We start from the raw sequence: 22,088 nt of genomic DNA, 5'->3' as shown, positions 1-22,088 counted from the left end.
TTACGATTCGGACTACTGTCCGACCTACCATGCGGCCATGGCGAAGAAGCTCGTGATCAAGGTGACAGCGGGGGCCGATGCCCCCGAGCGCTGCTCGCAGGCGTTCACGGTGGCGGCGGTGGCCGTGGCCAGCGGGGTCGAGGTGTCGCTGTGGCTGACCGGCGAGTCGGCGTGGTTCGCGCTGCCGGGCCGGGCCGCCGAGTTCGAACTGCCGCACGCGGCGCCGCTGCCCGACCTGATCGACTCGGTCCTCGCGGCCGGCCGCCTCACCCTGTGCACCCAGTGTGCGGCCCGCCGGGACATCACGGAGAAGGACGTCATCGAGGGCGTACGGATCGCGGGCGCGCAGGTCTTCGTACAGGAGGCGATGGCGGACGGGACTCAGGCGCTCGTCTACTGAGCCTGCGTCTCCACCCACAGGCAGAACGGGTGATCCGACGGGTCCAGCAGGACTCGTACGTCCTCCTGGGGCTGGTACTCGTGGAGGCGAGCGCCCTCCGACACCGCCCTCGCCGTCTCCCCCTCCAGGTCGTCGACCTCGATGTCCAGGTGCAGCATCATCTGCTGGTCGCCGGGGTCGCGGGTGGGCCACACGGGCGGGACGTACGCGCGTTCGGTCTCGAAGGCCAGCGAGACGCCCTGCTCGCCGGGCGGTGGGCCGATGAGGACCCAGTCGGGTTCGTCGGCCCGCACGACGTACCCGAGCAGACGCACATAGAAATCGGCCAGCTCGTGCGCGTCATGCGCGTCGAGCACCACCGTGGAGATCCTCGTGGGCGACATGCCCGCCTTCCTACTGGTGCCGCCGCTTGCCGTCCAGCTCGTCCCACCACTCGTCGGACTTGGGGTCGCCGGACGGGTCGTCCCACCAGCGGTCGTCCGGGCCGCGGCGGTTGGCGGTCATCGCCGCCAGGGGCGGGATCACCATCGCCACCAGACACATGCCGACCGCCACCGGCATCGACCACAGGCGTACGACGGACCAGGCCAGGACGAAGAGCCCGATGCACGTTCCCATCATGGCGAAGTAGACGTGCCGCCGTCGCGCGTACATACGTCCAGAGTAGGCCCGTACACGGCGAAGGGCCGCACCCCGGAACCACGGGGTACGGCCCTTCGGACACCGGGTGTCAGACGGCGATCGCGACCTCGGCGAGGCCGCCCGTCTGCGCGACGACCGTACGGTCCGCCGTGCCGCCGGGGACGAGGGCCCGGACGGTCCACGTGCCCTCGGCCGCGTAGAAGCGGAACTGTCCGGTCGCCGAGGTCGGGACCTCGGCGGTGAACTCGCCGGTCGAGTCCAGCAGGCGGACGTATCCGACCACCGGCTCGCCGTCGCGGGTCACCTGACCCTGGATCGTGGTCTCACCGGGCTTGATCGTCGAGGCGTCCGGGCCGCCGGCCTTCGCTCCACACATGTCTTACTCCAAGAGGGGTTTGACCGGACGGCAGGGAAGGCCGGTCGGGGTGTACGGGGGTTCGCTTACTTGTTGGCGCCCAGCTCGATCGGCACGCCGACCAGGCTGCCGTACTCGGTCCAGGAGCCGTCGTAGTTCTTGACGTTCTCCACGCCGAGCAGCTCGTGCAGGACGAACCAGGTGAGCGCGGAACGCTCACCGATGCGGCAGTAGGCGATGGTGTCCTTCGCCAGATCCACCTGCTCCTCGGCGTAGAGCTCCTTGAGCTCGTCGTCCGACTTGAAGGTGCCGTCGTCGTTGGCGTTCTTCGACCACGGGATGTTGCGGGCGGACGGGACGTGGCCCGGGCGCTGCGACTGCTCCTGCGGGAGGTGGGCAGGCGCGAGCAGCTTGCCGCTGAACTCGTCGGGCGAACGGACGTCGACCAGGTTCTGCGAGCCGATCGCGGCGACCACGTCGTCGCGGAAGGCACGGATGGACTTGTCCTGCGGCTTGGCCTTGTAGTCGGTGGCGGCGCGCGAGGGGACCTCTTCCACGAGCTCGCGGGCGTCCAGCTCCCACTTCTTGCGGCCGCCGTCGAGCAGCTTGACGCTGTCGTGGCCGTACAGCTTGAAGTACCAGTAGGCGTACGAGGCGAACCAGTTGTTGTTGCCGCCGTAGAGGACGACCAGGGTGTCGTTGCCGATGCCCTTCGCCGAGAGGAGCTTCTCGAAGCCCTCCTGGTCGATGAAGTCACGGCGGACCGGGTCCTGGAGGTCCTTGGTCCAGTCGATCCGGATGGCGTTGCGGATGTGGTTCTTCTCGTAGGCGGACGTGTCCTCGTCCACCTCGACGATGGCGATGTCGGCGTTGTCGAGGTTGGCCTCGACCCAGTCGGCGTCGACCAGTACGTCGCTGCGGCTCATGCTGTTTCTCCTCCGGGGCAGTTGCGGGGGCAGGTGTAGCGGGTGTGGCAGGGGTGCGACTCGCGCACGGGCCCTGGGGTGAGGGCGCCGGGGTGCGGAAGGAATGTGGGGCTGCTGAGGCCGCGCGCTTCCGCTCAGAAAGGGCGACAGAGCATGGCGGCGACGCGGCACAGGTCTACTGCCCGCCGCTTCGTGAGGTCCGCCTGTCGCTGCATAGCGTCGATCGTAGGGACGGATTGCCGGGGATGTCACCGGCATGTCGCATGGTGAGATGCGATCGTCCGCAATGTGGGATGGGGAGGAGGGAGGGTGCCCTCGTCGCAAGGGTGCGGGCCGGGGCGGCGGGCATGCGCCCGCCGCCCATCTACTGTACGGACGGTCCCGTCTCGCCAGTTGGACGCCCTCGCCCCGGGCGGCAGTTGTCGGCCTGACGCGTCCTACCCCGCCAGGCTGACGTTCGAACCCTTCACCGTGATGTCCACACCGGTCTTTCCCGCCTCGACCGAGTCCAGCTTGATGCCACCGGGCAGGCCCTCGATTTTCTGTTCGAAGTCGGCGATCGACTGGACCTCGGCGTCGGCGAGCTGGACGTCGTCGTCCAGGCTGGGGATCGAGTCGGCGCGCACCCGGACGGTGTTCCCGTCGACGACGGTGACGCTGCTGAGCAGGTACACGGGCTGCTTCAGGGTGCTCACCTCGACGGCGACCTTGATCTTGCCGTTGCCGCCGTCGGAGAGGCCGACGACCTTCGCGGTGATGCCCAGCGGCAGCTGGGTCTCCTGGGCGTTGGCGGCCTTGAGCAGCTGGTCGTAGGAGATGGCCGCGCTGCCGGTGGCGGTGGCCGCGGTGGCGGAGCTGTAGTCGCCGGTGAACTCGACGCCGCGCATCTGGGCGTTCAGGTCGTCGATGCGGATGTTCTGGCCGGAGACGCCGGTGGTGGCCTCGTAGTCCTTGATGCCGACCTCGACGTCGTCGAGTTCGCCGCCGGCGACCTGGGTGAGGAAGGGGAAGCCGTTGATCGACACGTCCGGGGTGGTGGCCAGGCCCTCGCTGGTCCTGAGCCGGTCCGCGACCTCGTCCTCCGCGAAGCCGACGGCGACGCGGTCGGCGATCACGAAGAGGCCGCCGAGGACGACGGCCACGATGAGGAGTATTCGGAGTGCACGCATGTTCGCGACGGTACCCGGGGGTGGGGGCGGTAGGGGGTGGGGCGAGGAGGTTGTAGATCAGGTGTGACGTTTCCCCGGCACCGCCAGTGCCGCAAGCGCCGCCAGCGCCACCGGGACCCGGTCCAGCACCGGGAACGGCACGAGGCCGTAGTGGTAGAAGTCCACGGCGTCCGCCCCGCCCGGCCCGGTGGCCGCGAGGGTCTTGGCCGCCAGATGCTCGGCGGAGGCGGTGTCGGGGGCTCCCGGCCGCAGCACCACGCGCAGGGCGCAGGAGTCGGGGAGTACGTCCCGATAGGCGGCGGTGTCGGCCGCGACCCGCTGGGCGTCCTGGGCATAGGCGAGCACCACATAACCGGGGACCACCGCGCCGATCCCGGCCGGGTCGACCCCGATCCGCCAGGCCTCGTCGACAGCGAGGACGCCTGTCGGCCGACCGTCCGCGTATCCCTTGACCGCACCGGTCAGATCGAGGAAGAGCAGCTGGGATCCCTCGCCGGCGACGGCGTCGGCGACGGTCGCCGCCAGCGAGGTGACGGTGGCGGCGCGGGTACGGACGTAGGCGGCGAGGGGGGCGGGGAGCGCGTCGATGGCCGTCAGCTCGGCGGCGTGCGGCTCCGCGCCGTCCAGCACCCGGGCGACCAGCCGTGCCGCCTCGGTGCGGGCCGCTTCCGGGTCGGCTCCGGCCGTCCGGGCGCGGGCGGTGCAGTGGGTGCAGAAGCACAGGCCCAGGAGGAAGTCCTCCAGTGGGCCCAGGGGGACGAAGCTGCGTTCGTGGTGGTAGCCGTGGCCGAAGGTGCCGTAGTGGAGGGACTCGGCGACCACCGCGTCCACGCCCTGGCGGGCCACCGCGCGGGCCAGGGCCACGGCGTACGCCCGTACGTCGGGGTGGGCCGGGCACAGGTCGGCCGGGGCGGCGCGGTCGCCGAAGCAGTTCTGCTGGGTGACGTCGGGGTGGGCCAGGCCGAGGGTGGTGTTGTGCAGGAAGACGGTCCAGCCGTGCAGGGCGGCTCCCCGTTCGGCCGTCAGTCGCCGTGTCTCTCGCAGGGGCTCCTCCGCCGCCCCCGGCTGTACGGGCGGGGTGAGGCGCAGGCCGTCGAACAGGTCCGCGGGCGGAACGAAGTGGACGCCGTCCCCGCGCAGGGTGACCCGGGCCGGGCCGTGCGGGGTGACGTCGCGGGCGCGGTGGTAGGCGGCGGCGACGGTGAGGGTGTCGCAGCCGTAGGTGTTCACTACGCGGTCCAGGACTGCGGCGGTGCCCTCGGCTCGTAGGTCCTCTACGAAGACATAGGCCGACGCGGTGGACGTTTCCATGGTGCGGCTCCTTGGGGGAGTCAGTGGCCGTTGTCCTTGTCCCTGGCTCGGGAGGAGCCGAGGACGTGGGAGATCTCCAGGCCTGTTCGGACGACCATCGGGCCGACCTCGCGGACCCGTGTCGGGGTCATCCGGGTGGTGAGGCCCGAGACACTGACCGCCCCGACCGCCGCGTCGGTGTGGTCGAAGACCGGCGCGGCCACGCACCGCACCTCCGGCTCGTTCTCGCGGTCGTCGATGGCATAGCCCTCCCGCCGGACCCGGTCCAGCTCGGCGCGCAGCCGTTGCGGGTCGGTCGTCGTGTGCGGGGTGACCGGGGGCATCCCGGCGGCGACCACGACCTGGAACTCCTCCTCGCCCAGCCAGGCGAGGATCGCCTTGCCCACGGCCGTGCGGTACGCGGGGACCCGGCTGCCCACCCGGGACGCCATCCGGACGTTGGTCTCGTTCTCCACCTTGTCGATGTAGACGATGTCCGGCGGCTGGTAGACGACGAGATGGCAGGTCTCCCCGACGGCGTGCTGGAGCAGCCGCAGCGGTTCCGTCGCCACGGTCCGCAGATCGAGCGAAGAGAGATAGGACTGGCCGAGCCGCAGCGTGCCGTGGCCGAGCCGGAACCAGCCCGTCTCGCGGTCGCGGACCAGCAGGTCGGCGTCGATGAGGGGGGCGGCCAGCCGGAGCACCGTGCTCTTGTTGATGCCGAGATCCTCGGCGAGCCGGGTGAGCGAGATGCCCCGGCCGGGGCCCGCGTGGTCGCGCACGTGCTCCAGGACGGTGAGCGCGCGGCGCAGCGACGAGGACTGGTTGCGGCGGGCCGACGGGCCCGGGGTCGGGGTGTCCGTCATGTCGTACTCCTTGGCAGCAGTCCGCGGGCGACCGTGTCGCGGGCTGCGGCCAGGTGGCGTCCGGCGCGGGCGAGCGAGATCTCGTGGTGGCCGGGGAAGAGGGCGTCGACGTCCAGGGCCGCCAGCCTGGTCAGACTCGCCGCGTACTCGGGTACTCGGCAGTCGTGCAGATTCTGGAGGGAGATACGGCCGCCGGTGAAGACGCAGTCCCCGGAGAAGAGGGCGGTGTAGTCCGGGGTGCGCAGGTGGTAGCAGGTGTGGCCGTCGGCGTGGCCGGGGGTCGCGACCGCGCGCAGTACGACCCCGCCGCCGAGGTCGATCTCCTCGTCGTCGGCGATGGGCTCGACCGTGGGGCAGGGGGTGAAGGTGTAGTCGGGTGGGTAGTAGCCGGCGGCCTTGCCCTTGTCGAGGCTGATGCCCTGTTCGTCGCCCGTTGCGATCCAGGGGACAGCGGTGGCTCCGGCCCTCACGCGCAACTCGGGCCAGCGGGCGGCTAGTTCGGCTGCGCCGCCCGCGTGGTCGGCGTGGGCGTGGGTGAGGAGGAGGTGGTCCGGTTGGGCCACGTCCAGGTCCAGGGGCAGGGGTGTGTTTCCTGCTCCTGCGTCGATCAGGGCGGTGTGCCTGGCGCCCTGTACGAGGTAGGCGTGGCAGTCGAGGGGGTCGGTCAGGTCGAAACCGTATGCTCCGCTGGCTACGAGGGTTACGTGCTCGGTCAGGCGCATGTGGGGGGTCCTTCTGCTGGGGGGCGGCTGCGGGTCCGTTGTGGCTGGTCGCGCAGTTCCCCGCGCCCCTTTGGGGCGCGTCCCCGTGCCGCCGATTTCACAATCCGGGCGGCCAGTTCCACCTCTCCCAGCCCCACCGACTCCTTCGCCGCGTGTGCGTCCCCTACTCTCCCGGGGCCGAAGACCACCGTCGGGATTCCGGCCCTGGCGAGTTTGCTGGCGTCCGTACCAAAAGGCATGCCCTGTAGCTCGTACGGGTGGCCGTGGTCGCGGAGGGCATCGCGCAGGGCGGTGACGATGTCCGCGTCGGATGCCGTCTCCAGGGCCGGGTCCACCGTGAACGGTGGGTCCACCTCCGCGCCCAGGGCGGCCAGTTCGGCCCGGTCGTCGCGCCAGACCGTGTCCAGGTCCTCCCCTGGAAGCGTGCGGCGGTCGATGTCCGCCTCGCACACGCCCGGGATCGTGTTGGGTCCCGTGCCGCCCCGGATACGGGTGACCGTGCGGGTCGCCGGGCCGAGGAGGCGGTGGGGAGGGGCAGTCGGGGCGTGGGCGGCGAGGTGGGCGATGACCGGTGCCATCAGGGTGATCGCGTTCACCGCCTCCTCGGGGCGTGAACTGTGCCCGGCCCGGCCCCTCGTACGGACCGTGTAGCGGACGACCCCCTTGTGCGCCACCGCCGGGACCAGTCCCGTCGGTTCGCCCACGATCGCGCCCACGATCGGGCGGTCCGCCAGCGTCTCCAGCAGGTGCAGCACACCCCTGTACGCGTGCTCCTCGTCGCAGACCCCCGCCAGTACCACCGTGCGCGGCGGCGGCTCCCCTGCCGCCAGTTCGGCGACGGCCAGCATGAACGCCGCCAGCGGACCCTTCGCGTCGCAGGCGCCCCGCCCGTACAGCCGCCCGTCCCGGATCTCCCCCGCGTACGGGTCGACGGTCATGCCGTCCGTCTCGACCGTGTCCAGGTGCGACTCCAGCAGGACCGCCTCCGCGCTGCGGCCCGGTACGACGGCCACGACGTTGTGGCGCCCCGGCATGACCTCGTACAACTCGGCCCGTACGCCTCGCTGTTGCAGCCAGTCCCGGACGTACTCCGCGACAGCCGTCTCGCCCCCGTCGCCCGCCCCGCCACGGGGGTTGACGCTCGGGATGCGCACCAGGTCCCGCAGCAGCCCCTCGACCTCCGTCGTCATGTACGGCGCTCCCTCGCGTACACCAGCAGCAGACCCATGATCAGCAGGCCGAGGACCACCTGCCGTACGCCCTCCGAGAGGTTCCAGGAGGTGAGGAGTGCGGTCAGGAGGGTGAGGAGGAGGGCACCGCCGACCGTGCCGAGTAGGTGGCCTCGACCGCCGAGGATCGATGTGCCGCCCAGCACCACCGAGGCGATCGACAGGAGTTGGTACGGGTTTCCCATGGTCAGGGAGCTGGTGCCGGTGAAGCCGAGGAGCACCAGGCCGGCCACTCCCGCCAGCAGCGCGCAGGCCGTGTACGCGATGAACGCCGTCGTGACCAGTGGCACCCCGGACGCCCTGGCCGCGTCCTCGCCGGCGCCGAGCGCGAAGGCGTACCGGCCCGTGCGGGAGATGTGCAGCAGCCAGAACGCGGCGGCCGTGAGCGCCAGCCACAGCACGAACGCCCAAGGGACGCCCAGCACACGGTCGTTGGCGAGCGCGTCCAGCAGCGGCAGCTGCGCCGAGCTGGGCGAACCGTCCGTGTACACCAGCAGGGCACCGGCCAGGATCGTGCCGCTGGCGAGGGTCATCACCATCGGCGGCACCCGCAGCCACACCACACCGGCCGCGTTCACCGCGCCGACCAGCGCGCACAGCAGCAGCGCCACCGCGATGCCCGTGGCGCCGCCGCCCGTACCGGAGGCGACCTTGGCGCACACCACCGCCGACAGGGCGACCACGCCCGACACCGACAGGTCGATGCCGCTCATCATCACCACAAGCGTCTGGCCGACGGCGACGATGCCCAGGAACGACGCCGTCTGCACCAGGTAGCGGAAGTTGGCGAGGCTGTCGAAGCCGTCCGCGAACAGGACGGCCGCGAGCCAGGTGACCCCGAGCACGCCGAACGCCCAGGCCGCACGACTCCCGCGCAGTGCGGCCACCGATACGGCAAGGCTGCTCATACGGCCGCCTCCCTCGTGAGATACGTCTTCAGGGCGAGCGCGACGACGAGGATCACGCCCTGCGCGACGAGTTGGTAGAACGGCGAGATGCCGGTGAACAGCAACAAGTTGGTGAGCAGGCCGATCACCAGTGCTCCCAGCACCGTGCCGCGCATCCGGCCTACCCCGCCGAAGAAGCTGATGCCGCCCAGCACGGCGGCGGCGATCGAGTTGAGCGTGTAGGGGCTGCCGATCGTCGGATCCGCCGAACCGGTCTGGACGGCCAGTCCGATCCCGGCGAGGCCGGTGAAGGCTCCGGCCAGCGCGTACCCGGAGATCTTCACCGCGCGGGTGTGCAGGCCGCTGGCGTAGGCGCCGTGCTCGTTGCCGCCGACGGCGTAGAGCGCGAGGCCGTGGCGAGTCGTGCGCAGGAGTTTCCAGCCGACGAGCACTACGGCTACGGCCACTGCGGGCAGGGCGACCCCGTTCCAGCCGTTGTTGTACGCGTCGACGAGGCCGCCGGGCACCGTCCCGCCCGGCTGGGGCAGCACCACGAGCGTGACTCCGCCCCAGAGGAAGGACGCGGCGAGCGTCACGACGATCGGGGGCAGTCCGGCGTACGCGACGAGCGTGCCGTTGACGGCTCCGGCGGCGACGGCCACGAGGAGGGCGAGCAACGCGGCGACCAGGACCCCACCCGCGCCCTGGGCGTCGTACGTCGCGAACACGGCCATGGCGAGGCCGAGCACCGCGCCCAGCGACAGGTCGATCCCGCCGAGCAGCATGACCGTCGTCTGTCCGGCCGCCGCCAGGATCAGCGGCAGGAACTGGGCGGACAGGATGGTGATCGACGCGGGGGTGAGGAGAGTCGAGTCGTAGTGCTGGTAGGCGACCAGCAGCACGAGCAACAGGGCGGCCAGGGCGAGGAGGTCGGTGTTGCCGCGCGCGGCACCCGCGAGGCGCTCACGCACGGACCACGCTCCCGGTGCCGTCGGAAGTGGTGCCCATGACCGACGCCCTGACCAGGCGTTCCTCGGTCAGCTCGGGGCCGCTGAGGCGGTCGACGACCGTCCCCTCGTACAGAACGGCGACCTCGTCGCACAGGCCGACCAGTTCCATGGTGTCTCCGGAGGTGACGAGCACCGCGAGGCCGTCGTCGGCGAGGCGGCGCAGCAGATGGTAGATCTCGCGCTTCGTCCCGATGTCGATGCCCCGGGTCGGCTCGGCGAGCAGCAGGACACGGGGTCCGGTCGGCAGCCACTTGGCCAGCGCGACCTTCTGCTGGTTGCCGCCGGACAGCCGCCGTACCTCCTGGGCCGGGGAGGCCGCCTTCACCCGCAGCCGCCCGATCAACTCCTCGACCAGCGCGGCCTCGGCGCCCCGCGAGACGGTGGTGAGCCGCCGGGCCGGGGCGAGTTCGCGCATGCTGGGCAGTACGAGGTTGTCGCGCACGCTGCGCACGGTGTGCACGCCCTCGGTCTTGCGGTCCTCGGGCACGTACGCGATGCGGTGCCGGATGGCGTCCCGGGGAGAGGCGAGGCGCACCGGACGGCCGTCGTGGGTGACGCTCCCGGTGTGCCGGACGAGCCCGAACAGGGCGCGCAACACCTCGCGTTGGCCCTGACCCTGGAGTCCGCCGAGGCCGGTGATCCGCCCGGGGACCAGGTCCAGGTCGATGCCGGAGCAGGCTCGGGGGACGGTGAGACCACGGACCCGGAGGAGAGGCTCGGGAGTGATCCCCGTGTTCTCTGTGTCCTCGCGAGGCGGCGCCTTCGGCGGAAACAGGTCCGACAGCTCCCGGCCCACCATCAGCCGCACGATGTCGTCGTGATCCGTGTGCTCCCGTTCCCGGGTCGCCATCACGGCACCGTCCTTCAGGACCGTCAACCGGTCGCTGATGGCGAAGAGTTCGGCCATGCGATGGCTCACGAAGATCGCCGCGCCGCCCCCCTCACGCAGCTCACGGACCACCCGGAAGACGGCGGCCACCTGGTCCTCGTCCAGCGCCGAGGTGGCCTCGTCCAGGATGAGTAGGCGGGGGTCGCCCGCCAACGCCTTGGCCAGTTCGACCAGTTGCTGCCGGCCCAGGGGCAGCCGTCCGGCCGGGGTGCGCGGGTCGACGTCCAGGCCGACCCGGGCGAGCAGCGGCTCGGCGCGGGCCGCGAGGTCCCGGGCCCGGACCAGGCCCCGCCGGGAGGGCCAGGATCCGAGGAAGACGTTCTCCGCGACGCTCTGGTGCGGGTTGAGGCTCAGCTCCTGGTGCACGGAGCCGATCCCGGCGGCCCGGGCGCGGTGGGGAGACCACGCCCGGGCGACCGGGGCGCCGTCGAAGACGACGCGGCCCGAGTCGGGTGTCAGAAGCCCGGTGATCAGGGAGAGCACGGTGGACTTGCCGGCCCCGTTCTCCCCGACCAGCGCCAGCACCTCCCCGGGCCCGACCTCGAAACTCACGTCCGTGAGCACCCGGTTGCCCGCGAACGACTTCGACACCTTCTCCACGCTCAGCAGCGCCACGGTCGTCACCCGCTCACTTGCCGATGAGCTTGTCGATCTCGGACTGGGAGATGTCGTTGATCGGGTAGGAGTCGTCCGGCTGGTCCGGCTTGGCGTACTGGGTGAGGTTGTCGTCTGTGATCTCGGGCAGCGGGACGGTGATGTCCTGCGGGACGGACGCGCCCTCCCGCTTGGCGATCGCCGCCTCCAGGGCGATCACGGACAGGTAGTTGGGCTGGGCCGTGGCGATCGAGGAGAAACCTTCCTTCCGCTTGCTCTGCCACAGCTTCAGGAAGCCGTTGTAGTTCTCGCCGGTGATCGGGACGAGCTTCTTGTCCTGCTTGACGAGGGTCTGGAGCGCCGCCGCGGACAGCGCCCCGCCCTGCGAGAAGACACCGTCGATGTCCGAGTGGGCGGAGTAGGCGGAGGCGAAGGCCTGCGCGGCCGGGGCGAGGTTGTACTCGCTGTGCACATTGCTGACGATCTTGATGTCCGGGTACTTCTTGAACACCGCCTCGGCGCCCGACCAGCGGTCCTCGCTCACCGCGACCCCGGCGGGCCCGTTCATCGCGATGACGCTGCCCTTGCCGTCCAGCTTCTTCGCCAGCCAGGTGGCCATCATCGAGCCCCAGGCCTTCTGGTCCGTCCCGACCCGGATCACCTTCGTGCTGGTCGGCAACGAGTCGAAGGCGACGACCGTGATCCCGGCGGCGACGGCCTGCTCAAGGGCCGGGTTCAACGCGGTGGACGATCCCGCGTCGACCAGGATCACGTCGTACTTCTGCTGGATCATGGCGCGGATCTGCGCGATCTGCTGCGAGGTGTCGCCGTTGGCGTTGAACGTCTCGAACGCCGACACCTTCCCGCTCGACTTCAGCTTGTCCACGTCGGTCTGCAGCATCTTCAGCGTCTGCTGCATCCACGACGGGGTGAGGTAGATGGTCGACCAGCCGACCTTGAGGTCCTTGGCCTGCGCGGCGCTTGAGGCGCCGGCACTCGCGTCGGCGGCGGTGTCGCTGTCGCTGTCGGACTGGACGTTGCACGCGGCGACGCCGGCCAGCGAACAGAGGGTGGCGGCGACCGCCACCGCACCGCGTACGGAACGTGCGTTCATCGAAGTTCCTCGAATCCCTCGAAGGGTGTCCGGGCCCGTCGAAGGGCCCGGATGACGGGTGAGTGGGGGTGAGGACCGGTCTGTTGAGAGGGGAACGTAGGAGGTACGCACAGCCGAGCACTACATCTGCAATACAAAATTTCGCATTGCACAACACACGTGCTCGGAGGGACTGTTGGCAGGACTGTTCGGGCATGCAAAAAGGCGGACCCGGAGCGCCGAACGCTCCAGATCCGCCTCCGATCCGCCCCGCAGGGGCAGTCGGCTCCTCAGCCCCTCACGCCAGCGCCCGCCCGACCAGATACACCGCCGGAGCAGCCGCCGCCAACGGCAGCGCCACTCCCGCCGTGAAGTGCACGAACCTCGACGGGTAGTCGTAGCTGGCCACCCGGTGCCCGACGAGCGCACAGACGCCCGCCGCGAACCCGAGCAGCGCGCCCTCGCTCCCCAGATCCGTCATCCCGCCGACCGCGACCCCGGCCCCCGCGGCCGCCAGCAGGGCGACCACCACCGAGGCGGCCGTCGGCAACGGCAGCGCCCGGGCGAGCACGGCGACCGCGACCGCGGCCGCCCCGACGCTCACCGCGTCCGGGTCCGCCGCGAGGTGACCGGTCGCGATGATCGTCAGCGCCGCCGAGGCGACCGTCGCCATCAGGCCGTACATCCGGGTGTCCGGATCCGCGTGGGACCGGAGCTGGAGGACCAGGGTCAGCAGGACCCAGACGGCGAGCGTGCCGAGGATCGCCGCAGGACCGTTCTCGCGCCCCGCCGCCAGCAGTGCCACGTCCGCCGTGAGCCCGCCCGCGAAGGCGAGGGCGATGCCCTGCCTGGCCGGCCACATGCCGTTCAGCCGGAACCAGCCGGCCGCGGTGACCGCCTGGAGGACGACGAGCGGCACGACCAGCGCGTACGACCCGATGGCCGCCGTACCGGACAGGAGCAGTCCCAGCACCGCCGTGAGGGCGGCGGGCTGCATCCCGGGCTCGATGATCGGCGAACGCCCTTCGAGGCGGGCCCGCTGCGCGTCGGTGATCCTGGCGTTGCCCGCGACTGTGGCGGGCCCGTACCCGGTGGTGTCCCCGGCAGAGCTCTGCGGCGGCAGGTACGGAGCCTCTGGCACCTCCGCCACCGCGGCCGGGGCAACCTGGGGAGTCTGCACCGGGGCCTGCATCTGGGTCTCCCAGGTCTGGCCCTGCCACTGCTGCGTGTACTGCTGCGCCTGCGCCTCGTCGTACGCCTGCTGCTGCCCCGGCCAGGCCTGCGCCTGGGGCTGCTGCTGTTGGTGCTGCTGCTGATACGGGTCGTAGCCCTGGTTCTGGTTCTGGTTCTGGTACGCGTCGCCGTACTGGCCCTCGTACTGGCCGTCGTACTGCTGCCCGTACGGCTGCTGCTGGTCGCTCATAGCCCTGCGCTCACCCTCCTGCGAACGGCGGGAGCACCTCGACCGTGCCGCCCTCGGCCAGCCGTACCGTCTCATGTTCGCGGGTGCCCACGGGGTCACCGTCGATGAGGAACGAGCATCGGCGCAGGACGCGGACGAGTTCACCGGGGTGTCGCTCGCGGACCTCGTCGAGCGCCTCGGCGAGGGTGGCCGCGTCGTACGGCTCCTCGGCGACCCCGGCCGCGGCCTTCGCGGCGGCCCAGTAGCGCACCGTGACCTTTGGCATCTGCCTGTCTCTGCTTCCTCGATCAGAACGGCTGTGACAGCAATCGGCTGTGACTGCCTTCAGGCTAGCCCGCCTGTGCGACCGCCCAGTCCCCGATGCGCCGCAACAGCTCGTCGTCCGCCGCGTGCTCCGCGTGGCCCATGCCCGGCTCCAGCCACAGTTCGCCCGCGTCCCCCGCCGCCTCCGCGAGCATCCGGGGGTGGTCCACCGGGAAGTAGCCGTCCCGGTCGCCGTGCACGATGAGGAGCGGGGTCGGCGCGATCCGGGGCACCGCCTCCACCGGGGAGAGGGGTACGGGGTTCCAGTCCCGGTGGTGGATGCGCGTACGGAGGCCGTAGCGGCCCACCAGGCGGCCCTCGGGACGGGTCACCAGCCAGTGCACGCGGCGCATGGGGGCCGTACCCCGGTAGTACCAACGGGCCGGCGCACTCACCGAAACCACGGCGTCCGACACCGCGTCCGTGCGCCCCTCGTGCTTCGGCCCGTACAGCGCCGCGTGCCGGAGCACCACCGAGCCGCCCATCGAGAAGCCGACGGTGGCGACCCGGGTGTGCCCGAGTTCACGTGCCCAGCGGACCGCGGCGGCGAGGTCGAGGACCTCGCGGTCGCCGACCGTCGAACGTCCGCCCGAGGCGCCGTGGCCCCGGAAGGAGAACGTCACGACGGCGCCGTACTGCGCGAACGCCTCCGCCACCCGTCGAACGTGCGGGCGGTCCACATCGCCCGTGAAACCGTGCGCGACGACGAACGCCAGATGATCGGAAGATGGCGTCGAAGCGTCGTATACAACGCCTCCCGGCTCGTATACGGCATCGATCGTCACCCCGTCGTCGGTGCTCAGAAACCTCCGCAGAGGGGTGCGATCAGCCGTCTCAGAGTTCGGGACGGGAAAAGATCGCGTCACATGACCTGCCGGACCAGTGCTCATGTGGGCTATTCTGCTGGGCAGAGGACTCGGGCAGCGTAGCCCCCGAGTCCTTTTGTGCTTTCGAATGCGTTGTATACGAAGCGGGAAACTCAAGGTGACCGCAGGTTGTACGGGGCTTCGGGATCGTGCATGCAGTGCCGCAGTGCCGCAAACGTCCTCGCAGGGACCGAGGAGGAACCAGACGTATGAGTTCTCTGCTGCTCCTGACCAATGCCCTTCAGCCGTCGACCGAGGTGCTTCCGGCCCTCGGCCTGCTGCTGCACAACGTGCGCGTGGCTCCGGCCGAGGGACCCGCTCTCGTCGACACCCCCGGTGCCGACGTCATCCTGATCGACGGCAGGCGTGATCTGCCCCAGGTGCGCAGCCTGTGTCAGCTCCTCCGCTCCACCGGACCCGGCTGTCCGCTGATCCTCGTCGTCACCGAGGGCGGCCTCGCGGCCGTCACCGCCGACTGGGGCATCGACGACGTACTGCTCGACACGGCCGGTCCGGCCGAGGTCGAGGCGCGACTGAGACTGGCCATGGGCCGGCAGCAGATCGTCAACGACGACTCCCCCATGGAGATCCGCAACGGCGACCTCTCGGTCGACGAGGCGACGTACAGCGCGAAGCTGAAGGGCCGGGTCCTCGACCTCACCTTCAAGGAGTTCGAGCTGCTGAAGTACCTCGCCCAGCACCCGGGCCGCGTCTTCACGCGCGCGCAGCTCCTCCAGGAGGTCTGGGGCTACGACTACTTCGGTGGCACCCGCACGGTCGACGTGCACGTACGACGGCTGCGCGCGAAGCTCGGCCCCGAGCACGAGTCGCTGATCGGGACCGTCCGGAACGTCGGTTATCGATTCGTTACGCCCGAGAAGGGCGACCGCGCGAGCGACGAGGCGAAGGCCAAGGCCGCGGCCCTCGCGAAGTCGGAGGACGTGGGCGGTACGGGCGACACGGCGGCCCTGGACGCCGTCGAGGCGTCGGCCGAGGTCACCGCCGAGGCGTGACCGCCGGTAGTCGGTCGGTAGCCGGTTGATGGTGGGCCGGCGTCCGGTCGACGGCGCACGGCATGGTCCGCGCTCCGGGTGGGTGGTAACGAAGTCCTCACGCCCTGCCCAGAGCGGGTCCATCCGCGTAGACTCCGCGCGTGGCCAAGGTGACTAGGGATGATGTAGCGCGACTGGCAGGGACGTCGACTGCCGTCGTCAGCTATGTCATCAACAACGGACCCCGGCCGGTTGCCCCGGCCACGCGCGAGCGTGTCCTCGCCGCGATCAAGGAACTGGGGTACCGGCCCGACCGAGTCGCCCAGGCGATGGCATCGCGGCGCACGGACCTCATAGGCCTGATCGTGCCGGACGCCCGCCAGCCCTTCTTCGGGGAGATGGCGCACGCGGTCGAGCAGGCCGCGTCCGAGCGCGGAAAGATGGTGCTGGTCGGCAACTCCGACTACGTCGCCGAGCGCGAGGTCCACTATCTGCGGGCCTTCCTCGGGATGCGGGTCTCCGGGCTGATCCTCGTCAGCCACGCCCTCAACGACAACGCGGCGGCGGAGATCGACGCCTGGGACGCCCGGGTCGTCCTCCTCCACGAACGCCCCGAGGCGATAGACGACGTCGCCGTCGTCACGGACGACCTCGGCGGTGCCCACCTCGCCGTCCGCCATCTGCTGGAGCACGGCTACGAGTACGTCGCCTGTATCGGCGGCATCGCCGAGACCCCGGCGGTCGGCGACCCGGTCTCCGACCACGTCCAGGGCTGGCGGCGCGCGATGGACGAGGCGGGCGTCTCCACGGAGGGCCGCCTGTTCGAGGTCCTGTACAACCGGTACGACGCCTACAAGGCCGCCCTGGAGATCCTCGCCGACCCGGCCACCCGCCCCCCGGCCATCTTCTGCTCCACCGACGACCAGGCGATCGGCCTGCTGCGCGCGGCCCGCGAGCTGCGGATCGACGTACCCGGCGAGCTGGCGGTGGCCGGCTTCGACGACATCAAGGAAGCGGCGCTGGCGGACCCGCCGCTCACCACGGTCGCCTCCGACCGCTCGGGCATGGCCCGCGCGGCCGTGGACCTGGTCCTCGACGACGGCGTACGGGTGGCCGGTTCCCGCCGGGAGCGGCTGAAACAGTTCCCTTCGCGGTTGGTCGTACGGCGTTCCTGCGGCTGCGAATAGCCGCGCGAACGGCGGTTTCCGCAGGTCCGTAGAGAGTCGGCGCGGGTCTTTATTTCGGGCATACGAGGTTCTGTCGGGCTTCTCAGGGAGCACTCAGCCAGCTCTCATGCGGGGGCGACAAGCTCTGTTCCATGACCGAGAGCTTCCGCCGCAGCGGCGAGTACGAGACCCCCCAGGGCCACGAGCCGCAGTCCGCGTACCCCCAGCAGCCCGTTGCCTCTTCTCCTCAGACCTCCTCCCCGGTGAACCCCGAGTGGCCGCCCCCGCCGGCGTACGAGCCGCCGACGGTCCAGCAGCCCGCGTACCAGGAACCGGCGCAGGTACAGCCCCAGGCCCCGCAGACTCCGTACGGCCAGCAGGCCACGTACGAGCAGCCCGCCGCCGCGGCCGCCGCAGCCGCGCCCGGCGCCACGCTCCTGGCCGAGGCCCCGGCCGTCACCCCCGAGGGTGAGGCCGCCCCGTCCCGCAAGAAGCGCGCGAAGGGCCCCTTCGCCCTCCTCGCGGCCGTGGCGATCGTCGCCGCGGCGATCGGCGGCGGAACGGCGTACGGCATCCAGGAGCTGACCAACTCGGACTCCGCCGTGACCTCCAGCAGCACCAGCACCAACGTGGTGCCGTCGAGCGCCAAGGGCACGGTCTCCGGGGTCGCCGCGGCGGTCAGCCCGAGCATCGTCGAGATCAACGCGACCTCGAACGCGGGTTCGTCGACCGGTTCGGGCGTGATCATCACGTCCGACGGCGAGATCATCACCAACAACCACGTCATCTCCGGCGCCTCGTCCATCAAGGTGTCGACGAGCGACGGCAAGTCGTACACCGCGAAGGTCGTCGGCACCGACAGCAAGAAGGACCTGGCCCTCATCAAGCTGGAGAACGCCTCCGGTCTGAAGACGGCGACCCTCGGCGACTCCGCCGGCGTCCAGGTCGGCGACGAGGTCGTGGCGATCGGCTCCCCCGAGGGCCTGACCGGCACGGTCACCAGCGGCATCGTGTCCGCCCTCAACCGTGACGTCACCGTCGCGACGGAGGAGAGCCAGGGCCAGCAGCAGCAACAGCAGGGCGGCGGCAGCGGTGGCGGCTGGCCGTTCGAGTTCGGTGGCCAGGAGTTCAACGGCGACACCGGTACGTCCACGACGACGTACAAGGCCATCCAGACGGACGCGTCCCTCAACCCGGGCAACTCCGGCGGCGCGCTCATCGACATGAATGGCAACATCATCGGCATCAACTCCGCGATGTACTCGGCGAGTTCGTCCTCGTCGGACGCGGGCAGCGCGGGTCTGGGCTTCGCCATCCCGATCAACACGGTCAAGTCCGACCTGGCGACCCTGCGCTCCGGCTCGACCACCTGAAATCTCGACAACAGCGTCTCAGCAACAGATGGATGGATGAGGGGTACGTCATGATCAAGCAGGTTTCGCACAAGCTGACCGCCGGTACGGCTGCCACCGGCCCCGCCGCCCTGGACCTCGCCCTCGGCGTGGCCTTCGCCCTGCACCCGCCGACAGCGGCGGTCCGGGCCCCGGAGGTGGCGACGGTCACACGTACGGCAGCGGCCCGCAGGGCGACGACGCGCAGCCGCCGCCCCGCACTGAGCTGATCCTTCTTCTCCGCAGCAGACCGGAAACGTGCGAGGCTGAAGGCGCCGACACGTCCCACCGCACCCGAGGAATCCACGACCATGAGCCCCGCCGAAGGCGACCGTGACACCCAGCGCATCCTGATCGTCGACGACGAGCCGGCCGTGCGAGAAGCACTCCAGCGCAGCCTCGCCTTCGAGGGATACGACACGGAGGTCGCGGTCGACGGCGCGGACGCCCTGGAGAAGGCGACCGCGTACCAGCCCGACCTGGTCGTCCTGGACATCCAGATGCCGAGGATGGACGGCCTGACGGCGGCCCGCAGGATGCGCGGCGCGGGCACGACCACGCCCATCCTGATGCTGACGGCCCGTGACACGGTCGGCGACCGGGTGACCGGCCTGGACGCGGGTGCGGACGACTACCTGGTCAAGCCCTTCGAACTGGACGAGTTGTTCGCCCGCGTACGGGCGTTGTTGCGCCGCAGCTCATATGCGGCCGCCGCGGTGGCGGGCAGCATCCCGGAGGACGAGGCGCTGACCTTCGCCGACCTGCGCATGGACCTCGCGACACGCGAGGTGACCCGCGCCGGCCGCGCGGTGGAACTGACCCGCACGGAGTTCACCCTCCTGGAGATGTTCCTGGCCCACCCGCGCCAGGTCCTCACCCGCGAGCAGATCCTGAAGGCGGTCTGGGGCTTCGACTTCGAACCGTCCTCCAACTCCCTCGACGTGTACGTCATGTATCTCCGCCGCAAGACGGAGGCGGGCGGCGAGCCCCGCCTCGTGCACACGGTGCGGGGCGTGGGGTATGTGCTGCGTCAGGGCGGCGCGGAATGAGCAGAGTGGTACGCCGGTTCCGCTCGCTGCCGATCCGGGCCCGGCTCTCGATGCTGGTCGCCGCGGCGGTGGCATTCGCGGTGGCGGCGGTGTCGGTGACGTGCTGGTTCATCGTGCAGGGAAAGCTGTACGACGAGGTGGACAACGACCTGCAGAAGGCGACGGCCCGGCCTCAGCAGTACACCGAGGTCGTGGAGGCCCTCAGCAACTGCACCCAGACACCGATCGAGACCAACAACGACTTCCGCGCCCGGGACACCTACTATCTCCAGCTGGTCAAGACCGACGGAACGGCCTGCGTCTCGCTGACCTCCGAAGGCATGATCAAGGTCACCGACAGCGACAAGACCGTCGTCAAGAACGCGGCCAGCGGAAACGGGATCTTCCGCAACGGAACCGACGACGACGGCAACGCCGTACGCGTGCTGACGACCCCCCTGATCATCTCGCAGGGTCCCGGCACTCAGCCGCAGATCTACGAAGGCGCCGCCCTGTCGGTCGCCGTCCCGCTGAAGAGCACCCAGTCGACGCTCAACGAACTTGCGCTGCTGCTCCTCCTCGTCTCCGGCATCGGAGTCGTGGGCGCCGGCGTCGCAGGCCTCGCGGTGGCCCGAGCAGCTCTCCGCCCCGTCGACAAACTCACCGAAGCCGTCGAACACGTGGCCCGCACCGAGGACTTGACGGTCCGCATCCCGGTGAACGAGGAGAGCGCGGACGAGGTCGCCCGCCTCTCCCACTCCTTCAACTCGATGACCTCGGCCCTGGCCAACTCCCGCGAACTGCAACAGCAGTTGATCGCGGACGCGGGCCACGAACTCCGCACCCCCCTGACCTCCCTCCGCACGAACATCGAGCTGCTGACCCGCAGCGAGGAGACGGGCCGCCCCATCCCCGAGGCGGACCGCAAGGCGCTGCTCGCCTCGGTGAAGGCCCAGATGACCGAACTGGCCGCCCTGATCGGCGACTTGCAGGAACTCTCCCGCTCGGAGGGCCAGCGGGGCGAACGCGTCCAGGTGGTGGCCCTGGAGGACACAGTCGAATCCGCCCTGCGCCGAGCCCGCCTGCGCGGCCCGGAACTGACGATCACGGCGGACATCCAACCGTGGTTCGTCCGCGCGGAACCCTCCGCTCTGGAGCGAGCGGTGGTCAACATCCTCGACAACGCGGTGAAGTTCAGCCCCGAGGGCGGCACGATCGAGGTCCAGCTCACGGGGGGCACCCTGACGGTCCGAGACCACGGCCCCGGCATCCCCGCCGACGAGATCCCCCACGTCTTCGACCGCTTCTGGCGCTCACCTTCAGCGCGCGCCCTGCCGGGTTCTGGCCTGGGTCTGTCGATCGTGGCGCGTACGGTGCAGCAGGCGGGGGGCGAGGTCACGTTGGCCCGGGCGGAGGGGGGCGGGACGGTGGCTACGGTGCGGCTGCCGGGGGCGCCCACTCCGCCGCCGGAGACGGTGTAGGGAACTCGATCGCGTCGGCTTCCTGCCAGAAGAGCTCGTACACCAGGATCTGCGGATCCTGGACGCGCCGTTCGAAGCTGTAGACGGCATCGCCCGGGGCCGCTGCCGAGGCAGCTTCGGGTTGTAGCGCAGCCGCGCCTCCGCCCAGAACGGCTCCAGCAGGTTTGTGATGCGCGTTGATCGTCTGCTGACCGCGTTGCTCGGAGACAGGACCGGTGGCCTACGTCGAGGCCGCCACCGCGACACAGACGACTGGCTCTAGCCCACGAGCCGGTCAAGGCCCGACGCACACCACTTGACTTGGTGAGGGGACGGAGCGTACGTGCTACGGACCAACCAGCAGTGCGGCCAACTCGCCTCGGCTGCTCGACTGGTGCAGATCACTGACTTGGCCGTCACCGGCTTCGACGACCCGCCACACCCCGTCCAAGCGAAGGGCCACGTCAGTTGTGACGAACCGGCATCCTAGGCGCCGCACTGCAGGCCCGATGTGATCAAGGTTAGGCACCGGCCCGCGCCCAAACGGGCTATCCGGATGGGGCGTCAGCAGCCTGGGTTCACCATCGAGCCACCAGACGCGCACTTCAGCCGCGACGGACTCAAGCCGCGAGAACGCCTCGAAGGCGCGGAGAACGATCCCACCAGCCAGGAACGCCTCCTGCAACTCAACAAAGCGCTGCACGACCCGCGTCAGCTCCACGGCGTCGGCGAGATCGGGAATGAAGCACGCCTGCTCCCACTCGTGCTTGCGTGATTTGACGTAGTCCTTCACGATTCCCGAGCCAGGCAGCAGGGGCTCGGCGAGAGCAGCCAGGTCGTCGGCGGTCAGCATCTCACCGGGCTTCGTGGGACGCCACACGCTCGCGGGCGTGATGTCGACGAACGTTGCATACCAGCCTGGCAGTTCGTGAGCGGTACGGTATTGCTCCGGTGTCACGAGCAGCTTGGTGCCACGTCGGCTCAGGGCCTCAGCCAACGCGGCGTATCGATCGCTGGGAATCATCCAGCCTCGGTACCACGCGCTTCCCAGCCCAGCAGGAACTTGTGCAACTGCCTGCTGCGCGTCGCCCTGCAACAGCGCGTCGTGGTCGATCAGCCCTACTGGCCCGCCACAGGCGCGGACCTCCCGAGCTTCCAGCGCAAAGTGTTCGTCTACGCGTCGAGGGTTCAACGAATCACGGCAGTACAGGACAGGCGTCGGCATGACCGACACGCTACGGAGCCTCCAGCTCTCGGGCCACGGGTTTCGCGCTGCCAGGCACGGCATCCTGCCATGTGCAGAAAAGAAAGCGCCGCCATCGGTGCAGGTCGAAGGCCGTAGCTGCGGACACTGCCCGCGGAATGACCGCAGGCCAGGAAGCCGCGA

General features: G+C 70.3%; 25 protein-coding genes. 7 read left to right on the top strand and 18 right to left on the bottom strand.

Going from position 1 to position 22,088, the window contains the following annotated elements; all coding sequences use genetic code 11:
* Nucleotides 1–37 precede the first annotated feature (37 nt).
* Nucleotides 38–400, top strand: a complete 363-nt coding sequence (locus ACFYXF_RS21600; protein ID WP_235477124.1) for a DsrE family protein — start codon at nt 38–40, stop codon at nt 398–400.
* Here the strand turns inward: ACFYXF_RS21600 and ACFYXF_RS21595 are convergent.
* The 17 genes from ACFYXF_RS21595 to ACFYXF_RS21515 form a co-directional block, all read right to left on the bottom strand.
* Nucleotides 394–783, bottom strand: a complete 390-nt coding sequence (locus ACFYXF_RS21595; protein WP_389351361.1) for a VOC family protein — start codon at nt 781–783, stop codon at nt 394–396. The two genes, ACFYXF_RS21600 and ACFYXF_RS21595, sit on opposite strands and share 7 nt — an antisense overlap.
* Before the next feature lie 10 nt (nt 784–793).
* Nucleotides 794–1,054, bottom strand: a complete 261-nt coding sequence (locus ACFYXF_RS21590; RefSeq protein WP_389351360.1) for a DUF3099 domain-containing protein — start codon at nt 1,052–1,054, stop codon at nt 794–796.
* 76 nt (nt 1,055–1,130) lie between these two features.
* Complete coding sequence (locus ACFYXF_RS21585; RefSeq protein ID WP_093780197.1) at nt 1,131–1,418, bottom strand: DUF1416 domain-containing protein; 288 nt, start codon at nt 1,416–1,418, stop codon at nt 1,131–1,133.
* Nucleotides 1,419–1,483: 65 nt separating this feature from the next.
* Nucleotides 1,484–2,323, bottom strand: coding sequence for a sulfurtransferase (locus ACFYXF_RS21580; protein WP_389351359.1), 840 nt, complete (start codon nt 2,321–2,323; stop codon nt 1,484–1,486).
* A 134-nt stretch (nt 2,324–2,457) separates the two neighbouring features.
* Nucleotides 2,458–2,538 carry an Ms5788A family Cys-rich leader peptide gene (locus tag ACFYXF_RS21575; protein ID WP_351335063.1) on the bottom strand — a complete coding sequence of 27 codons (81 nt, stop codon included), beginning with the start codon at nt 2,536–2,538 and terminating at the stop codon, nt 2,458–2,460.
* Between the two features lie 222 nt (nt 2,539–2,760).
* Entirely contained in the window at nt 2,761–3,492 is a 732-nt protein-coding gene (locus ACFYXF_RS21570; protein ID WP_389351357.1) for a DUF2993 domain-containing protein, read from the bottom strand.
* A gap of 57 nt (nt 3,493–3,549) precedes the next feature.
* On the bottom strand, nt 3,550–4,803 hold the full coding sequence (locus ACFYXF_RS21565; RefSeq protein ID WP_389351355.1) for a hypothetical protein: 1,254 nt from the start codon (nt 4,801–4,803) through the stop codon (nt 3,550–3,552).
* Between the two features lie 20 nt (nt 4,804–4,823).
* Entirely contained in the window at nt 4,824–5,648 is an 825-nt protein-coding gene (locus ACFYXF_RS21560) for an IclR family transcriptional regulator (RefSeq protein ID WP_389351353.1), read from the bottom strand.
* Complete coding sequence (locus ACFYXF_RS21555; RefSeq protein ID WP_389351351.1) at nt 5,645–6,370, bottom strand: MBL fold metallo-hydrolase; 726 nt, start codon at nt 6,368–6,370, stop codon at nt 5,645–5,647. Before ACFYXF_RS21555 ends, ACFYXF_RS21560 begins: the two co-directional genes overlap by 4 nt.
* Nucleotides 6,361–7,560: a M20 family metallopeptidase gene (locus ACFYXF_RS21550; RefSeq protein ID WP_389351349.1), complete on the bottom strand. Its 1,200-nt coding sequence runs from the start codon at nt 7,558–7,560 to the stop codon at nt 6,361–6,363. The genes ACFYXF_RS21555 and ACFYXF_RS21550 overlap by 10 nt, the downstream gene beginning before the upstream one ends.
* Nucleotides 7,557–8,507 carry an ABC transporter permease gene (locus ACFYXF_RS21545; protein ID WP_389351347.1) on the bottom strand — a complete coding sequence of 317 codons (951 nt, stop codon included), beginning with the start codon at nt 8,505–8,507 and terminating at the stop codon, nt 7,557–7,559. The genes ACFYXF_RS21550 and ACFYXF_RS21545 overlap by 4 nt, the downstream gene beginning before the upstream one ends.
* Nucleotides 8,504–9,457, bottom strand: coding sequence for an ABC transporter permease (locus ACFYXF_RS21540; RefSeq protein ID WP_389351346.1), 954 nt, complete (start codon nt 9,455–9,457; stop codon nt 8,504–8,506). The genes ACFYXF_RS21545 and ACFYXF_RS21540 overlap by 4 nt, the downstream gene beginning before the upstream one ends.
* Nucleotides 9,450–11,009: a sugar ABC transporter ATP-binding protein gene (locus ACFYXF_RS21535; protein ID WP_389351344.1), complete on the bottom strand. Its 1,560-nt coding sequence runs from the start codon at nt 11,007–11,009 to the stop codon at nt 9,450–9,452. Before ACFYXF_RS21535 ends, ACFYXF_RS21540 begins: the two co-directional genes overlap by 8 nt.
* Nucleotides 11,010–11,013: 4 nt before the next feature.
* Nucleotides 11,014–12,093, bottom strand: a complete 1,080-nt coding sequence (locus tag ACFYXF_RS21530; RefSeq protein ID WP_389351342.1) for an ABC transporter substrate-binding protein — start codon at nt 12,091–12,093, stop codon at nt 11,014–11,016.
* 277 nt (nt 12,094–12,370) lie between these two features.
* Nucleotides 12,371–13,495, bottom strand: a complete 1,125-nt coding sequence (locus ACFYXF_RS21525) for a hypothetical protein (protein ID WP_389351340.1) — start codon at nt 13,493–13,495, stop codon at nt 12,371–12,373.
* A gap of 10 nt (nt 13,496–13,505) precedes the next feature.
* Complete coding sequence (locus ACFYXF_RS21520; protein ID WP_235477113.1) at nt 13,506–13,760, bottom strand: MoaD/ThiS family protein; 255 nt, start codon at nt 13,758–13,760, stop codon at nt 13,506–13,508.
* Nucleotides 13,761–13,824: 64 nt separating this feature from the next.
* Nucleotides 13,825–14,688: an alpha/beta hydrolase gene (locus tag ACFYXF_RS21515; protein WP_389351338.1), complete on the bottom strand. Its 864-nt coding sequence runs from the start codon at nt 14,686–14,688 to the stop codon at nt 13,825–13,827.
* Between the two features lie 185 nt (nt 14,689–14,873).
* Here ACFYXF_RS21515 and ACFYXF_RS21510 point away from each other — a divergent pair, with 185 nt between their 5' ends.
* The 6 genes from ACFYXF_RS21510 to ACFYXF_RS21485 all read left to right on the top strand — a co-directional run bounded on the left by ACFYXF_RS21510 (nt 14,874) and on the right by ACFYXF_RS21485 (nt 20,722).
* Nucleotides 14,874–15,677 (top strand): response regulator transcription factor, encoded by an 804-nt coding sequence (locus ACFYXF_RS21510; RefSeq protein ID WP_389351336.1) that lies wholly within the window; start codon nt 14,874–14,876, stop codon nt 15,675–15,677.
* A gap of 140 nt (nt 15,678–15,817) precedes the next feature.
* Complete coding sequence (locus tag ACFYXF_RS21505; protein ID WP_389351334.1) at nt 15,818–16,843, top strand: LacI family DNA-binding transcriptional regulator; 1,026 nt, start codon at nt 15,818–15,820, stop codon at nt 16,841–16,843.
* Between the two features lie 131 nt (nt 16,844–16,974).
* Nucleotides 16,975–18,195 carry a trypsin-like peptidase domain-containing protein gene (locus tag ACFYXF_RS21500; RefSeq protein WP_389351332.1) on the top strand — a complete coding sequence of 407 codons (1,221 nt, stop codon included), beginning with the start codon at nt 16,975–16,977 and terminating at the stop codon, nt 18,193–18,195.
* Between the two features lie 50 nt (nt 18,196–18,245).
* Entirely contained in the window at nt 18,246–18,443 is a 198-nt protein-coding gene (locus ACFYXF_RS21495) for a hypothetical protein (RefSeq protein WP_389351330.1), read from the top strand.
* Between the two features lie 81 nt (nt 18,444–18,524).
* Entirely contained in the window at nt 18,525–19,262 is a 738-nt protein-coding gene (locus ACFYXF_RS21490; RefSeq protein ID WP_389351328.1) for a response regulator transcription factor, read from the top strand.
* Nucleotides 19,259–20,722: an ATP-binding protein gene (locus ACFYXF_RS21485; protein ID WP_389351326.1), complete on the top strand. Its 1,464-nt coding sequence runs from the start codon at nt 19,259–19,261 to the stop codon at nt 20,720–20,722. Before ACFYXF_RS21490 ends, ACFYXF_RS21485 begins: the two co-directional genes overlap by 4 nt.
* Nucleotides 20,723–21,047: 325 nt before the next feature.
* On the opposite strand, the gene ACFYXF_RS21480 is transcribed toward ACFYXF_RS21485, so the two are convergent.
* Complete coding sequence (locus ACFYXF_RS21480; protein ID WP_389351325.1) at nt 21,048–21,926, bottom strand: ATP-grasp domain-containing protein; 879 nt, start codon at nt 21,924–21,926, stop codon at nt 21,048–21,050.
* Nucleotides 21,927–22,088 lie beyond the last annotated feature (162 nt).

The sequence above is a fragment of the Streptomyces sp. NPDC002680 genome (assembly GCF_042889145.1).
GTDB lineage: Bacteria > Actinomycetota > Actinomycetes > Streptomycetales > Streptomycetaceae > Streptomyces > Streptomyces adonidis.
Note: the sequence above shows the minus strand (reverse complement) of the source record. Positions and strands in the feature narration are given on the sequence as shown.